This window comes from Sporosarcina pasadenensis (genome assembly GCF_047228845.1).
Lineage (GTDB): Bacteria > Bacillota > Bacilli > Bacillales_A > Planococcaceae > Sporosarcina.
Map to the genome: position 1 here is coordinate 1 of NZ_JBFEGM010000012.1, position 16,949 is coordinate 16,949.

Sequence of the window (16,949 nt, forward strand, 5' to 3'; positions counted from 1 at the left end):
TTTTGTCTTTTCACCGACAGGGTCGGTTGCAAGACTTTATTTGTTGACGTTTTGCTGTTCAGTTTTCAAGGTTCATTTGATTCGTTGTTCATTGCCTCTCTCAGAAGCAACTCTTATATAATACCATGTTTGCAATTCCGTTGTCAACAACTTTCTCAAAAAGTTTTAAGCTGTTTTGAAGTAGTTATTCATTTACCGGAGAAGCAACGTTTATAACTATACCAGCTTGTCTTTTTGATTGCAACACTTTTTTAAAACTATCTATTCCTTGTAAAGTAAAGCCGCTGTCTTCTATATGAGAGCGGCTCTATTTCATTCATTCTATAATCTTCGAAATCGCTATGCCGCGGTGGGCTGTCAAATCAATGATAACTCCATCCGATTCTTTTTTGATCATCGGCCTTAACGGGTTATCGCGATGGATGAACATGATCTCGCCGATTTCCCCATCAGTCAGCTTCACACGTGTACCTATGGAAAGATTGCCGACAAGTTTAAGAAGCGCTTCCACTACTTTAATGTCGAATTTGCCGAACTCTTCCTCTTTAATCATTTCAATTACTTTGTAAGGGGAATGTTTTACTCTATATAATCTTTCCGACGTCATTGCATGGAAGACATCCGCAACGGCGAGGATTTGGGAGTATATCGAAATCGTGCTCATTTTCTCTCCGCGTGGATAGCCGCTCCCATCAAGGCGCTCGTGATGTTGAAGGATTGCCATCTTCATATCCTGCCTGAGCAAAGGCGTGTCCTGAATCATTTTCACGCTGAACAACGTATGCTTTTTCACTTCGTTGTATTCCGCTTTTGTCAGGAACGCAGTCTTTTCCAATATAGAGGGAGAGATTTTTGCCATGCCGCAATCCGCTAATACACCCGCCAATCCAAGTTGCAAAGTATCCCCTTTTTCATATCCCATTTGGTTGCTGATTGCCGCTGCAAGAATCCCGACAGCGACGGAGTGATGATAAATGTATTCTTCTGGATTGGAGAAATCATTTAACATCACAAGCATTTTTTTCTGCTTAATGAACTTCTCTAGCAATGGAATGACAAATGCTCGGACTTTTGGAACGTCTGGACGTTGGCCGGCCCGCCAATAGCTGAATTCCTTTTTATAACTCCCAACCGCTTCGTTATATTCTTTGCGAAGCTGAAACATGCTCACTGGAATATTTTCCAAAACTTCATCTGCATTCATGGAAGAAGTTTTCTCAGAATCAGGTATGTCCTTCTGGATAACCCGTTCTTCCACTTTTACGCGTTTCACTCCGAATGCTTGTAAAACCTCTATATGTTCTAGTGATAGCTCAGTATCCTTTCGCATGATCGGATACTTCGTCTTGCCATATATATCTTCTTTAAGTAAAATTCCTGCGCGCAGCTCACTGATCGTTTTATAAACTTCCATATCTATGATGTCACCACTTTCCGATCGTCTTTATAGGTCTATCATACTGCAAATATTCAAAATAGACGATAGAAAAAAAGTTATTGAGCGGCATTTTGCCGTCTCAATAACTTTTAAAATCATTCTTCTTCAATTTCTTCTATAGGTTCTGTTTCAATGGTGTCGTCCATTTCCACGTCAATACCACTTTCGTTTCCGTCATTCTCTTCGGTCTCTTCATGCTCATCCTGTTCCTGTTCCTTTTCGACTTTTGCAACTGTCGCTACGAGCTCGTCTTCTCCAAGACGGATTAGACGAACACCTTGCGTGCTGCGGCCAATTGAGGAAATGTCTTCAATGTCCATGCGGATGAGTATGCCATGGATTGTGATCAGCATGAGGTCTTCCGATCCGTCGACGGTTTTCATTGCCACGAGTTGTCCGTTCCGCTCGGTGACGTTCAATGTCTTCAATCCATACCCGCCACGGGACTGCATACGGTATTCATGTTCCGGCGTCCGTTTTCCGAAACCTTTTTCGGTTACGACAAGAATTTCATCGCCTTCCGACACCGTATCCATGCCGACAGCGATATCTCCTTCACGTAATCGGATTCCGCGCACGCCGCTTGCTACACGACCCATTGAACGGATATCACGCTCGTCGAATTTGATGAGCATTCCATCACGTGTACCAATTGCGATATTCTGATCGCCGTTCGTCATTTTCACGCCAATCAATTCGTCATCGCCGCGTAATGTCAAAGCAATGAGGCCATTGGAGCGGATATTGGCAAAATCGGCAACCGATGTACGCTTGACGACGCCGTCACGCGTGGCGAAGAAGAGATATTTATCTTCCTCGAATTTAGCGACAGGAATCATAGCTGTAACCTTTTCGTTCTTGTCGACATCCAACAGATTGATGATTGGCAACCCTTTTGCCGTCCTGCTGAACTCGGGAACTTCATATCCCTTTTTACGGAATACCCTTCCTCGGCTCGTGAAGAACAAGATTGTATCATGTGTCGAAGTGTTCAACAAATGTTCGACAAAGTCGTCATCATTCGTTCCCATGCCTTGGATGCCGCGGCCTCCACGGCGCTGGCTCCGGTACGTACTAGCCGGCAACCGTTTGATATAGCCGTTGTGCGTCAACGTCAATACGGAGTTTTCAACAGGGATGAGGTCTTCATCCTCAAGCATTTCTGCTCCGCCACTCCCGATTTCAGTCCTCCGGTCATCAGCGAAACGCTGCTTCACTTCAAGTAGTTCCTCCCGGATGATATCAATCACTTTTTCCTCATCTGCAAGAATGGCGCGCAGTTCGGAAATCAAGACTAAGAGCTCTTGGTATTCATTCTCGATTTTGTCGCGTTCCAACCCAGTCAAACGTTGAAGGCGCATGTCAAGGATCGCCTGGGATTGCCTTTCGGACAAATTGAAACGCTCCATCAGACCTGTTTTCGCTTCATCGGTTGTTTTCGAACCGCGAATCAACGCGATGATTTCATCGATATGATCCAGTGCAATCCGAAGGCCTTCCAAAATGTGTGCGCGGTCTTCTGCTTTCCTCAACTCGTATTGAGTACGTCTCCGGATGACCACTTTCTGATGTTCCAAGTAATGATAAAGAATTTCTTTCAGTGCTAAGATCTTTGGTTGTCCGTCTACGAGCGCAAGCATATTGATGCCGAAGCTCGATTGCAGAGCCGTGTGCTTGTAAAGGTTATTCAACAATACATGTACATTCGCATCCCTGCGGACGTCGATGACAATACGCATGCCTGTCCGGTCGGATTCATCCGCCAAATGCGTGATGCCTTCGATACGCTTGTCGCGGACTAGCTCAGCGATCTTTTCGATAAGACGAGCCTTATTTACCTGATAAGGAAGCTCCGTCACAATAATCGTTTCCTTACCGTTCGAATGCTGTTCAATTTCCACTTTACCTCTGATGATAATTGAACCGCGGCCGGTTTCATAAGCTCTCCGGATGCCGCTTCTTCCGAGGATGATACCACCTGTCGGGAAGTCGGGGCCTGGTATGATTTCCATCAGTTCTTCGGTAGTAATCGCAGGATTGTCCGCCATCGCTAGTACTCCGTCAATCGTTTCGCCCAAATGGTGAGGCGGTATATTCGTAGCCATCCCGACCGCTATTCCCGATGTTCCGTTGACGAGCAGATTCGGGAACCGGCTCGGAAGGACAATCGGTTCTTTCTCCTGGCCGTCATAGTTATCTTGGTAATCAATCGTGTCTTTATTGATGTCACGCAATAATTCCATCGCAATGCGGGACATCCTCGATTCCGTATAACGCATCGCTGCAGCCGCATCTCCATCGACCGAACCAAAGTTCCCGTGGCCATCTACGAGCATATAGCGATAGTTGAAGTCTTGTGCCATCCTAACCATTGTGTCATAGACGGCACTGTCGCCATGGGGGTGATACTTACCAATTACATCCCCGACGATACGGGCTGATTTCTTATGTGGTTTATCCGCGGTGTTTCCAAGATCCTGCATCGCATAGAGAATACGGCGGTGGACGGGCTTCAACCCATCCCTCACGTCAGGCAATGCCCGGGAGACGATGACACTCATCGCATAGTCGAGAAAGGACGTCTTCATCTCCGTACTGATGTTAATGCCTTGGACACCACGTTTTGGCATATCTGCCATATTGTCAAACTCCTTTCAACTCAGGCGCTTTTCACGAACAGCCTGTCAACTGAACAAAGCCCCGTCTGTTGCAGGTCCATGTTCTTTTCATTTCCTTGCATGGAATAAATCAAGTATCCAAATTCTTTACATACATCGCATTTTCTTCGATGAATCTGCGTCGCGGTTCAACTTCATCACCCATCAGTTGCTCGAATGTCGCATCCGCATCGAAAGCGTCTTCGAGATGCACTTGCAGGAGTGTACGCTGATCCGGATCCATAGTCGTCTCCCATAACTGAGTGGCGTCCATCTCACCAAGACCTTTATACCGCGTAATGACCGGTTTCGGAACGGAAGAAAGTCGACCCAGGATTTCCTGCAACTCGACTTCATCGAAACAGTATTCCTCATGCTTCCCTTGTTTGACCCGGTAAAGCGGCGGTTGTGCGATGTAAACATAGCCCGCTTCGATCAAAGGCCGCATGAAACGGAAGAAGAATGTCAGTAATAATGTCCTGATATGCGCTCCATCGACGTCGGCATCTGTCATGATGACGATCTTATGGTAACGCGCCTTAGAAAGATCGAATTCATCCCCGATTCCTGTACCGAGCGCCGTGATCATTGTCCGGATTTCGGCATTGCCTAAAATACGGTCCAATCTGGCTTTTTCAACGTTCAAGATTTTACCGCGCAATGGAAGGATCGCCTGGAAATGACGGTCACGCCCACTTTTCGCGGAACCGCCGGCAGAGTCACCTTCAACGATATACAATTCACTGATAGCCGGATTACGTGAAGAACAGTCCGCCAGCTTTCCTGGAAGGCTTGATACTTCCAATGCAGATTTCCGGCGTGTCAGTTCACGTGCATTTCTTGCAGCAATTCGAGCCCGTGCTGCCATGAGGCTTTTATCGATGACTAATCGCGCAGTTGGCGGATTTTCAAGAAGGAAACGTTGGAACCCTTCTGAGAATAGAGCATTTGTAATCGTGCTCACTTCAGAGTTGCCCAATTTCGTTTTCGTCTGTCCTTCGAATTGTGGATCCGGGTGTTTGATGGAGATGATCGCCGTCAATCCCTCTCGGACGTCATCGCCAGAAAGGTTCGGATCCGAATCTTTCAGCATCCCATTCTTCCTGGCATAATCATTGACAACACGTGTCAATGCAGTCTTGAACCCCGATTCATGCGTACCGCCTTCATACGTATTGATATTATTTGCGAATGAAAACAGGTTTTCCGCATAACCGCTATTGTATTGCATAGCAATTTCTATGGAGATGCCATCCTTCTCGCCTTCTATAAAAATCGGTTCCTCGTGGATCGGCTCTTTATTTTTATTCAAATGTTCAACGTAAGATTTGATACCGCCTTCGTAGTAGAAAGTATCTTTGCGAATTTCCTCTTCGCGTTCATCTGCAATGGTGATGCGTAGTCCTCTGTTTAGGTATGCCAGCTCACGCAGACGATTTGCCAATATTTCATATTCATAGACTGTCGTTTCTGTGAAAATTTCAGGGTCTGCTTTAAATCGTGTACGTGTGCCTGTTTCATCAGTCTCACCGATGATTTCCAATTCATGCGATAGCACACCGCGCTCAAACTTGATGAAATGAACTTTTTCATCCCGTCGCACATACACTTCCGTCACCTCGGAAAGTGCATTCACGACAGAGGCGCCGACGCCGTGCAAACCTCCTGAAACCTTGTAACCCCCGCCGCCGAATTTACCGCCGGCGTGAAGGACCGTCATAATGACTTCCACGGCTGGTCTGCCTGTCGATTCCTGGATGCCTACAGGTATGCCGCGTCCATTGTCATCGACGCGTATCCAGTTATCCTTTTCAATCGTCACTTCAATATGATCGCAATAGCCCGCAAGCGCCTCGTCGATACTGTTGTCGACAATTTCCCATACAAGATGGTGAAGCCCTCGCGAACTCGTTGTACCGATATACATGCCCGGACGTTTACGGACAGCCTCCAGGCCCTCAAGGACCTGAATCTGATTCGCATCATAAGCTGTCTGCAATTCTTTTTCTTCCATAGCCAAAACGTTCACCTTTCCTTTCCGAACATCAATCTAAGCTTCTATCACTATCAAACAGGAATGGACTTCAATTCCCTTTATCACAAACCTTGCCCGCCGATACTTCATACAGTTCGGCTTTCCGTATCGTCTCGTGGTCGAGTCCCGCAATATTCGTCGTTGTGACGAATGTCTGCACCTGGCCCTGCATGATATTCAGCAAGTGGGACTGGCGGTAATCATCGAGCTCGGATAGCACGTCATCTAAAAGTAAAACCGGAGTCTCTCCAACTTCCTGTTTGACCAGGTCTATTTCCGCAAGTTTCAGGGACAGCGCCGTTGTCCGCTGCTGTCCTTGTGAACCGTATGTTTGGATATCATAGCCATTTACAAAAAAATGGAGATCGTCACGGTGCGGTCCGATCAGTGTCATTCCGCGTTCCAACTCACGACGTCTCGCTTCGTGCAATTTTTGGCTGAGTATTTCTTCCATCTGTTCAGCAGTCTGCCCAGAATCCAACTCTTTTAATGTCCCATACGTCACTTTAAGCTGCTCGATACCCCTAGAAATCCCTTTATGGATCGGTTCTGCCCATTTTTGGAGCAGTTCGATGAAATAAAATCGTTTCCGAATGATCTGCACAGCCAACTGTATATATTGTTCTGTATATATATCGAACATGACGTCCGTAAAATCCAATTTGCCGCGATGATCTTTGAGGATTGCATTCCGTTGTTTTAAGACCTTTTGAAAAGTCAGCAGGTCATGGAGATAAACGGGGGAGATTTGTCCGATTTCCATGTCTAAAAATCTTCTTCGGACCTGTGGACTTCCCTTTACAAGATTCAAGTCCTCCGGAGCAAACATGACAACGTTGAGCTGACCGATATATAGGCTGAGGCGGTTTTGTTCCAAATGGTTGACCCGTGCCTTCTTGCCTTTTTTCGATATCGTCAGTTCAAGTGGGAGACGTCCATACTTTCGCTGAATGTCCCCTTCTATTTTACCATACTCTTGTTCCCAACGTATAAGTTCACGATCGTTGGAGGTGCGATGCGATTTTGCCATCGATAATACATAGATCGCCTCCATGATGTTCGTCTTGCCTTGTGCATTTTCACCGATCAGAACGTTGATATGCGGGGAAAAGGATAGATCAAGCGAAGCATAATTCCGGTAATCCGTTAAAGCTAGCCGTTCAATGAACATCCGATTGACCGTCTGAGGATGCTGATATTTTAAATTTGCCTGCGCCAGGAATGTTGACAATATCCCCGTCATACAGTTTTTTGCCTCGTCTGCGATCGACTTCACCATTTACGTACACGGTATGCTCTTCCAAATACCATTTGGCCATGCCGCCAGAGCTAATACAATTCGACATTTTCAGTAGTTGACCTAATGTGATGAACTCAGTATCAATTTTCATGACTTCCATCCGCTTCAATCCTTCATAAAGTAGTCTGTTCTTCTATTTTACCGAACTTTCAGCTGTAAGTAAAAACGTAAGTGAAAAGGGAGTGCAAAAAATAAAAAGAAACAGGCGAAGGAAAACGGTTTGCATTCCTTTGCCTGCTGTTAGTCTACAGTCTCTTGATTCTTAAAATGTCCTGACAGGTAAAATCAATTGTAAAATTGCATCGCTTTCCATTGATTTCAGAATGAATGGTCTCATAGCACCTGTGAAATGGATGGCAATGTCCTGCCCTTCGATCGCTTTTAATGCATCCATCATGTATTTAGCGCTGAAGGAAATTTTCAAATCCTCGCCATTTACATTGATCGCCTCAATCAATTCCTCAACCTTTCCGATTTCCGGAGAATTGGATGATACTTCAATGGCGTTGCCGCCGTCTGCAGAAAAACGAACGATATTATTACGGTCTTCACGAGCGAGCAGCGAAGCACGATCGATCGCCTGCAACAATTTGCGGCCATTCACTTGCACGGTCGTTTTGTATTCTGATGGAATCAATCTCGAAGTATCTGGATAATTCCCTTCCAAAAGGCGTGAATAAAACAGCACATTCCTCGTTTTGAAGAGAACTTGTTGATCCGCAATGAAGATTTCTACAAGATCTGCATTGTCCGGAAGGATTTTGTTCAATTCCTGAAGGCTTTTGCCAGGAATGACGACGCTGAATGGGCTTTCCGGCATCATCTCAGGAACGATTTCCCTTCTTGCAAGGCGGTGGCTGTCCGTTGCTACGCAGACAAGCTTTTCTTCATCCGTTTCCCAATGTACGCCCGTCAAAATCGGACGGGTTTCCTGCTGTGAAACAGCAAAAACAGTTTCCTTGATAATCGATTTCATCAAGTCGGATGGCAAGGAGAAGCGATATTCGTCTTTTACGTTTGGAAGTACAGGGTATTCATCGGAGTTGGATCCAATTAGATGGAATTCAGATTTTCCGGATTGAATATGGGTTTGCATGTTTGCAACTTCGATAATGACTTCATTCTCCGGTAATTTTCGAACAATTTCACTGAAAACTCTTGCTTGAAGAATGATGGAACCTGACTCAATGACACGAATGATCTGCTCGCCATCTTTTTCAACCGGGATGAATGTGCAAATTGTAATATCCGAATCACTTCCGGTCATCGTCAATCCTTTTTCATTCACGTCAATTTTCACGCCGGTCAAAATGGGATTGGCCACTTTTTGACTGATTGCTTTCATGACGTCATTCAATCCTTCGAGCAACCAATCTCTCATTATTTCAAATTTCATTTTGTACCCTCGCTTATATAATTATTAGTTAAGTAATAAAGATAGTAATAGTAATAGGGGCTGTGGAAATGTGGATAAGCCCTGAAAACCTATATGTTAGAAAACAATTCACATGTGCATAATGTGTGTACATCTTGTTTCGATTTCCAAGAGTTATTCACATGTGGATTGTCATCCACGGCCAAGGATGCTTTTAATTTCTTGAATATCCTGCTGCAAATTTTGATCATCTTTCAGTTGCTTGGAGATTTTTTCATGCGCATGGATGACAGTCGAATGATCGCGGCCGCCAAATTCGGACCCTATTTTCGGCAAAGAGGAATCCGTAAGTTCACGTGAAAGATACATAGCAATTTGACGAGGGAATGCAATCGCTCTCGTCCTTTTTTTGGCTGTGAAGTCTTCTAGCCGTATATTGTAATGTTCCCCGACTGTTTTTTGAATATCCAATATGCTGACAGTCCGCGGGCGGGAATTTGGAATGATATCTCTTAAAGCTTCTGCTGCCAGGTCAGTCGTAATGTCCATATTGACGAGTGATGAATAGGCTACGACGCGGATCAAAGCCCCTTCCAATTCACGAATGTTCGTGTCGATCTGATTGGCGATGTAAAGCATCACATCATCCGAAATATCAAGTAGTCCATCTGCCTTAGCCTTCTTGCGCAAGATGGCAATCCGTGTCTCGAGGTCAGGAGGCGCAATATCCGTTATCAAACCCCATTCGAAACGGGATCTGAGGCGGTCTTCCAATGTCGGGATTTCCTTCGGAGGACGGTCGCTCGAGATGATGATCTGCTTCGATTCTTCATGCAATGTATTAAAAGTATGGAAAAATTCCTCTTGTGTCTGTTCTTTTCCGGCGATGAATTGAATATCGTCAATTAGCAGGACATCTACGTTCCTATACTGATTTCTGAAATCGCCAGCTTTGTTATTCATAATCGAATTGATGAATTCATTCGTGAATTTCTCCGATGACAAATAAACGACTTTGGAGGAAGGATCCTGTTCCATAATATAATGCCCGATTGCGTGCATGAGGTGGGTCTTCCCAAGCCCTACGCCTCCATAGATGAATAATGGGTTATATGATTTAGCCGGTGCTTCGGCTACAGCAAGTGATGCGGCATGAGCAAACCTGTTGCCCGAGCCGATGACGAATGTATCGAATGTATATTTTGGGTTCAACATGACAGATGCTGATTGGATGGCAGACCTGTCTGCCTGTTTTACTGCCGGTTTCGGGACTTGGAAATCTTTTTCTTCCATTTCTTTTGGAACGACGAAATGAATGAGTCGATCTTCTCCAGTCAATTCCGAGAGGATGCCTGTGATCAAATGCACATAATGATTCTCAAGCCAATCCTTCGCAAACGAATTTGGAACAGCAATTGTAACGTTCTCGTCGCCGTAGGACATCAATTTTGTCGATTTGAGCCAGGTTTCAAAACTCGGCCTTGAAATTTTGTCTTCAATTTTCGACAAAACATCGTTCCATAATTTTTCAAGCTGATCCACTCGTGGGCCTCCTTTACATAGAAAATAAAAAAACACAGGAATATGTATTATACACAGAATTCGCTCCTGTGGATAAGAAATATCCGAAAGTGTTGAAAAAATTATCCACAACCTATCAACAATTGTGGATAATAAAATGGGCTTATAAATTTGTCAACAGCAAAATCCTCTATATTGTATCAAGAAACTATAAGAATGACAAGGTATTCTATGAGTTATTAACAGTAGCGGCAATTGTGGAGAATTAGTTTATCCACAGCCTTTTGTATGTGTAGAAGTTGTAGATAAGACCTGTGCATAAAAAAATGGGGAAAAATTTCTATGAACATATTATTCGGCTGTCGATTTTTGTAGTTGTGGATAAGTGATTTGTCGAATGGTGCGGTTGAATTTTGTAAATTGGGATGGACGGCGTGAAACTGCATGTAGAAAAAACGGTTGACATCTTCGGCTGTGCCCTTTATACTGTTCAAGACTGTCAGATTGTAGAGGGACAATGCAGGAGGTGTCTTTAAATGAAACGTACATTCCAACCAAATAAACGTAAACGTAGTAAAGTTCACGGCTTCCGTGCAAGAATGAGCTCAAAAAGCGGTCGTAAAATTCTCGCTGCTCGTCGTCGCAAAGGAAGAAAAGTGCTTTCAGCATAAGACCACTAACTCAGTGGTCTTTTTTTTTACATAGAAGACGATCTATGGAGGTGTAGGTTTGTGAAGAAACGTCAGCGGGTGAAAAAGAATGAGGACTTTCAAAAAGTATTTAAAAAAGGGAAGTCAGTCGCGAATCGCCAATTTGTCGTCTATTCCTATAGGAAGGAAGGGCAACAAGAATTCAGGATCGGACTATCCGTCGGCAAGAAATTAGGGAATGCGGTGACGCGTAACCGTATAAAACGCTATATCCGCCAAGCCTTCCTAGAAATGAAAGAAGAGCTGAAAAATGATCAGGACTATGTTATTATCGCCAGACATCAGGCGGCCACACTTGATTTCCACGAAACGAAAAAAAGCTTGCAGCATGTTTTAAGGATTGCCAAAGCCTTCAAGTCGAAACAAGCGTAGAGGCGTTATTGAGTAAGAAGTAGAACGTAATAAATGTTCATGATAAACTGAAATCACCGATATTTCATAGAAACAGATTTGGGGGATATGATTTGAAAAAAAGAGCCGCGTTACTACTTATGCTGACCGTGTTGTCAGTATTCCTCGCCGGATGTTCGGAATTCAACCAACCGATATATGAATCGAGCGAAGGTTTTTGGAATAAATACATCGTCTGGCCGATAGTGTCCTTGATTGTCACATTCAAAGATCTACTCGGCACATATGGACTAGGAATTATTGCCGTCACGATCATCATCCGACTTGTCTTGCTTCCATTAATGATCAAGCAAGCGCAAAATTCGAAGCGGATGCAGCAAATGCAACCGATCCTTGCCGGATTGAAAGAGAAATACAAATCGAAGGATGCTGTGACGCAGCAAAAATACCGTGAAGAAATGCAAAAGGTGATGACGGAGCAGAAAATCAATCCTGCTGCAGGTTGTCTACCAGTTTTAATTCAAATGCCGATCATCATCGGACTTTATCACGCGATCAGCCGGATGAATGCTACACCGGAAATTGAAATCGGGAAATTTCTTTGGTTCGAACTTGCGACGCCGAGCATTACGCTAGCCGTTGTTGCAGGACTCATGCAGTTTGTTGTTTTACGGACAGGTCCTGCAATGGACAATCCGCAAATGAAAGTAATGATGTATATCATGCCTTTCATGATTATTATTTTCGGTACATTCCTACCAGCAGCACTTGCACTTTATTGGGTTATCGGTAATATCATTTCAATTATCCAGAATATCTTCATTTACAAACCATTTAAGAAAAAAGAAGTGGAACCTGTAAAAGTAGGAGGGAAAAGGAAATGAAAAAGATAACGCGAAAGGGGGCAACAGTGGAGGTTGCGATTGCGGCAGCCCTACAAGAGCTCAATGTTACGCGTGAAGAAGTCGATATTGAAATAGTGGATGCCGGAAAGAAAGGGTTTCTCGGATTTGGAGCAAGGGAAGCCGAAGTGACCGTCACACTAAAAGAAACAATCAAGCAAGAAGCGAAAGAACTTGAAGAGAAGAAGGAAAACATTCAGGCAGAAACGGAAGAACCGCCAATTGTAGAAGAAACAGTTGCCCAGGCTGTCGAACTGGCAATGCAAACAATCGAGGCGGAAGCCAAGGATCCGGCTATGTCGGACGAGCAGGCAATCAATGAAACGAAAGCTTATGTGACGGAAATCGCTAAAGCGATGGGAATTGACGATCTGGTCGTCAAACACGAACTGGATGGGAAATATCTATCTTTCCAATTGGAAAGCGAGAAAGCGGCATTCCTAATCGGCAAACGCGGTCAAACATTGAATGCTTTGCAGCAGCTTGCCCAGCTCGTCGCCAATAAAACGTCCGAGCAATTCAAAGTTGTGCGCCTTGACGTAGGCGACTATCGTGAACGTCGCGAACAATCATTGGAGCAATTTGCGGAACGGATGGCCGATCAAGCGGTCCGGAATGGAAGAAAAGTTCAACTGGAACCGATGCCTTCCTATGAAAGGAAAGTCATTCACAACGCATTATCGAACCGATTGGACATCGAGACGTATTCGGAAGGAACAGATCCGAACCGATATCTTGTCATCGAGCCGATCATTTAATAGGGAACCCCGTGAAACTTCACGGGGTTTTTGTGTGCCTGTAAATGATTCCCCTCGGCGTAAAGCGGATGCACCAGTGATATAAAAGGCCCGAGGTGAGCATATGCATCCTAAACTTGCGCATTACCCCTGCAAAATCGAGCAGAATTAGCTCAAACACTCCCAAACTCCCGCAAAAATTTGACAGCTCCGCCTTTGTTATAAGTTATCCACATTTTTTTGATCCCACAACTATGAGAATGGCTGGATTTGTGTTATTATATGTTGTCAGATAGTCAAGTCAAAACAGGTTATCCACATGTGGGTAACCGAGTTAGGAAGGTGAAGAGTGTGCATTTTGATACAATAGCTGCCATATCGACTCCAATGGGGGAAGGGGCTATCGCCATCGTCCGGCTTAGTGGAGATGAGGCTATCGGCATTGCAGATAAAATTTTTCGTTCTCCGTCAGGGAAAAAACTTGCGGACGAACAATCACATACAATCCATTATGGGCATTTAACAGATCCGTCAACGGATGAAATCGTCGAGGAAGTCATGGTATCCATTATGAAGGCTCCGAAGACGTTCACCCGAGAAGACGTTGTCGAAGTGAATTGCCACGGCGGCGTGGTGGCGGTGAACCGTGTCCTCAACCTTGTGTTGAAAGAGGGAGCTCGCCTTGCAGAGCCGGGCGAGTTTTCCAAGCGTGCATTTTTGAACGGACGCATTGATTTATCACAGGCAGAAGCAGTCATGGACCTGATCCGTGCAAAAACGGATCGGGCGATGAATGTCGCCTTGAATCAGATGGAAGGGAAACTTTCCAGGCTGATCGGCGAACTGCGGCAAGCGCTCCTTGAAACATTGGCGCAAGTCGAAGTAAATATTGATTACCCGGAATATGACGACGTCGAAGAAGTGACCATTCCGCTCATGATTCAAAAAGGGACGTGGGTGAAAGAAGAGATCGAGAACCTTCTGCGCACTTCATCCCAAGGTAAAATCCTTCGTGAAGGGTTATCGACGGTCATCGTCGGAAGGCCGAACGTCGGAAAATCTTCTTTGCTGAATAGCCTCGTTCAGGAGAATAAAGCAATTGTCACCGATATTGCAGGAACGACCCGTGATATTATAGAGGAATACGTAAATGTCAGAGGAGTACCGCTGCGTCTCGTAGACACTGCCGGCATCCGGGAGACAGAGGATATCGTCGAGCGAATCGGGGTTGAAAGATCCCGGCAAGTCCTGAAGGAAGCAGATCTTATTTTGCTTGTCCTGAATAGTTCCGAACCACTAACGGAAGAGGATATTCGGCTATTCGAAGCAACTGAGGGAATGGACCTTATTGTTGTCATCAACAAAACCGACCTGCCGCAGAAGATCGATATGCAGCAAGTGAGAGAACTGGCTGGCAATGGCGCGATTGTCACGACATCCATCCTGAAGGAAGAAGGCATTGTAGAACTGGAAGAAGCAATTGCCAAGCTTTTCTTCGAAGGGACACTCGAAGCGGGCGATCTGACGTATGTTTCGAATGCGAGACATATTGCATTGCTTCACAAGGCTCATAAAACCATCCAGGACGCCTTGTCCGCTGCAGAGGCAGGCGTGCCCGTCGATATGATTCAAATCGATGTCACGCGCACGTGGGAGCTCCTGGGCGAAATCGTCGGCGACACCGTCCAAGACAGCCTCATCAACCAGTTGTTCTCTCAGTTCTGTTTAGGTAAATAGTTAATTTTATTGTAGACACTTAGGGTTGAAGCGTAAGGCGGCGACTCCTGCGAAAGCCGTTACGAAGAACGGCTTTTGCGACCAAAAGCGAAGCGTTGGGAGCAGGGAGTTGTTAGCCGCTGCCTTAATTTCTGCAAAAGGCGTAGAAATTAAGGCAAATCGAACTCTTCGTGGTTCGATTGGAAAGCGTCAGCCTGGAGCTGAAACACGGTTAGAAGGAACTTACATGCCTCGGAAAATATAGCAACACCATTCATAAAATAGGAAGGATGAACGAACATGCCACAATTTGAAGCAGGCACGTTCGATTGTATAGTCATCGGAGCAGGTCATGCCGGCGTTGAAGCGGCATTGGCTTCTGCAAAGATGGGTGCATCGACATTGGTGCTAACAATGAATCTAGATATGATCGCTTTCATGCCATGCAATCCGTCACTTGGAGGTCCCGCTAAAGGGATTGTCGTCCGGGAAATTGACGCGCTAGGCGGAGCGATGGGAAAAGTCATCGATAAAACACATATCCAAATGCGGATGTTGAATACAGGGAAAGGACCAGCTGTCCGTGCACTACGTGCGCAAGCGGATAAAGTCCTCTACCAACAGGAAATGAAACGCGTCCTTGAAGAACAGGAAAACTTGACGCTCCATCAAGGAGTCGTTGAAGAACTAATCGTCGAGGACGGCGAAGTAAAAGGGCTCGTTACGCAAATCGGTGCAATCTACCGTGCGAAAACGATCATCATTACGACAGGGACTTTCCTTCGCGGGGAAGTCATCATCGGCGACTTGAAATATTCAAGCGGTCCGAACAACCAAATGCCGGCAATCAAACTTGCCGAAAATTTGCAGGAACTCGGATTGGAAACAGTACGTTTCAAAACCGGTACACCACCGCGAATTAACGGTAACACGATCGATTACAGCAAAACGGAAATTCAACCGGGTGATGACGTACCTCGTGCTTTCAGTTACGAAACTACGCAATTCATCATGGATCAATTGCCTTGCTGGTTGACATACACAACGCCGCAAACGCATGAAATCATTAACGAAAATCTTCATTTATCCCCAATGTATTCAGGTATGATCAAAGGGAAAGGGCCAAGCTATTGCCCTTCAATTGAAGACAAAATTGTCCGTTTTGCGGATAAATCGCGCCATCAGATCTTCTTGGAGCCGGAAGGTCGGAATACAAAAGAGTATTACGTCCAAGGACTTTCAACAAGTTTACCTGAACACGTTCAACGCAGATTGATTGAAAGCGTGCCAGGATTGGAGAAAGCAGAAATGATGCGTGCTGGTTATGCAATCGAGTATGATGCGATTATTGCGACACAACTTTGGCCGACACTTGAAACGAAAAAAATCAAAAATCTATACACTGCCGGGCAAATCAACGGAACATCAGGCTATGAAGAAGCGGCTGCCCAAGGAATCATGGCTGGTATCAATGCGGCGAGCAAAGTGCTCGGCAAAGAAGAAGTCATTCTTGGAAGATCTGATGCTTATATCGGGGTTCTGATCGACGACCTTGTAACGAAAGGAACGAGCGAGCCATATCGACTTCTCACGTCGAGAGCGGAATACCGTCTCTTATTACGCCATGACAATGCAGATCTACGTTTGACAGAAATCGGATACAAGCTTGGAATGATCAGTGAAGAACGTTACGAGAAATTCCTCCTCAAAAAACAACAAATTGAAGAGGAAATTGAACGACTTCGTAAAGTGACGATTAAACCAGGTGAAGCGGTCCAAGAAATCATCCGAGAATCTGGAGGCACCGAGCTTCGCGAACCGATGAAAGCTGCTGATTTACTGAAACGGCCAGAAATGAAATACGAACAAATCATCACTGTTGTGCCACCCGAAGAGGAAAAATCTGAAGAAGTGGCGGAGCAAGTGGAAATCTTCATCAAATATGAAGGCTACATCGAAAAATCAATGCAACAAGTAGAACGCATGAAGAAGATGGAGAACAAAAGAATTCCTGAGAACATTGATTACAATGCCATTTCGGGAATCGCCAAAGAGGCGAAAGCAAATCTGTCCGCTGTCAGACCGTTATCCATTGCGCAAGCATCAAGGATTTCAGGTGTGAACCCGGCAGACATCTCCATTCTACTTGTCTACATTGAACAAGGAAAAATCGCGAAAATTACTGGTTAACATCATGTGACTGATGT

At 45.1% G+C, this 16,949-nt stretch carries 13 protein-coding genes; 6 read left to right on the plus strand and 7 right to left on the minus strand.

What is annotated here, in order from left to right:
• Positions 1-316 precede the first annotated feature (316 nt).
• The 7 genes from AB1K89_RS14945 to dnaA form a co-directional block, all read right to left on the minus strand.
• Complete coding sequence (locus AB1K89_RS14945; RefSeq protein ID WP_413055512.1) at positions 317-1,414, minus strand: HD-GYP domain-containing protein; 1,098 nt, start codon at positions 1,412-1,414, stop codon at positions 317-319.
• Positions 1,415-1,533: 119 nt separating this feature from the next.
• Positions 1,534-4,077: a DNA gyrase subunit A gene (gene gyrA / locus AB1K89_RS14950; protein ID WP_413055513.1), complete on the minus strand. Its 2,544-nt coding sequence runs from the start codon at positions 4,075-4,077 to the stop codon at positions 1,534-1,536.
• Positions 4,078-4,186: 109 nt separating this feature from the next.
• Positions 4,187-6,109, minus strand: coding sequence for a DNA topoisomerase (ATP-hydrolyzing) subunit B (gyrB, locus tag AB1K89_RS14955; protein WP_413055514.1), 1,923 nt, complete (start codon positions 6,107-6,109; stop codon positions 4,187-4,189).
• 70 nt (positions 6,110-6,179) lie between these two features.
• Positions 6,180-7,301, minus strand: a complete 1,122-nt coding sequence (gene recF, locus AB1K89_RS14960; RefSeq protein ID WP_413055515.1) for a DNA replication/repair protein RecF — start codon at positions 7,299-7,301, stop codon at positions 6,180-6,182.
• The gene (gene yaaA, locus AB1K89_RS14965) at positions 7,291-7,530 is read right to left on the minus strand and encodes a S4 domain-containing protein YaaA (RefSeq protein WP_413055516.1); all 240 of its coding nucleotides are present in this window, start codon (positions 7,528-7,530) and stop codon (positions 7,291-7,293) included. The genes recF and yaaA overlap by 11 nt, the downstream gene beginning before the upstream one ends.
• Positions 7,531-7,692: 162 nt before the next feature.
• Positions 7,693-8,826, minus strand: coding sequence for a DNA polymerase III subunit beta (gene dnaN, locus AB1K89_RS14970; protein WP_413055517.1), 1,134 nt, complete (start codon positions 8,824-8,826; stop codon positions 7,693-7,695).
• Positions 8,827-8,997: 171 nt separating this feature from the next.
• Positions 8,998-10,347, minus strand: coding sequence for a chromosomal replication initiator protein DnaA (gene dnaA / locus AB1K89_RS14975; RefSeq protein WP_413055518.1), 1,350 nt, complete (start codon positions 10,345-10,347; stop codon positions 8,998-9,000).
• Between the two features lie 515 nt (positions 10,348-10,862).
• On the opposite strand from dnaA, the gene rpmH reads away from it, so the two are divergent.
• From rpmH to mnmG, 6 genes are all read left to right on the plus strand, one after another.
• A complete protein-coding gene (gene rpmH / locus AB1K89_RS14980) occupies positions 10,863-10,997 on the plus strand; it encodes a 50S ribosomal protein L34 (protein WP_239432900.1) in 135 nt (44 codons plus the stop codon).
• Between the two features lie 60 nt (positions 10,998-11,057).
• Positions 11,058-11,408, plus strand: a complete 351-nt coding sequence (gene rnpA, locus AB1K89_RS14985; protein ID WP_413055519.1) for a ribonuclease P protein component — start codon at positions 11,058-11,060, stop codon at positions 11,406-11,408.
• Positions 11,409-11,500: 92 nt separating this feature from the next.
• The gene (gene yidC / locus AB1K89_RS14990; RefSeq protein ID WP_413055520.1) at positions 11,501-12,271 is read left to right on the plus strand and encodes a membrane protein insertase YidC; all 771 of its coding nucleotides are present in this window, start codon (positions 11,501-11,503) and stop codon (positions 12,269-12,271) included.
• A complete protein-coding gene (jag, locus tag AB1K89_RS14995; protein ID WP_413055521.1) occupies positions 12,268-13,047 on the plus strand; it encodes an RNA-binding cell elongation regulator Jag/EloR in 780 nt (259 codons plus the stop codon). The genes yidC and jag overlap by 4 nt, the downstream gene beginning before the upstream one ends.
• Positions 13,048-13,377: 330 nt before the next feature.
• On the plus strand, positions 13,378-14,763 hold the full coding sequence (gene mnmE / locus AB1K89_RS15000; RefSeq protein WP_413055522.1) for a tRNA uridine-5-carboxymethylaminomethyl(34) synthesis GTPase MnmE: 1,386 nt from the start codon (positions 13,378-13,380) through the stop codon (positions 14,761-14,763).
• Positions 14,764-15,042: 279 nt separating this feature from the next.
• Positions 15,043-16,932, plus strand: a complete 1,890-nt coding sequence (gene mnmG / locus AB1K89_RS15005) for a tRNA uridine-5-carboxymethylaminomethyl(34) synthesis enzyme MnmG (RefSeq protein ID WP_413055523.1) — start codon at positions 15,043-15,045, stop codon at positions 16,930-16,932.
• The last annotated feature ends 17 nt before the right edge of the window (positions 16,933-16,949 follow it).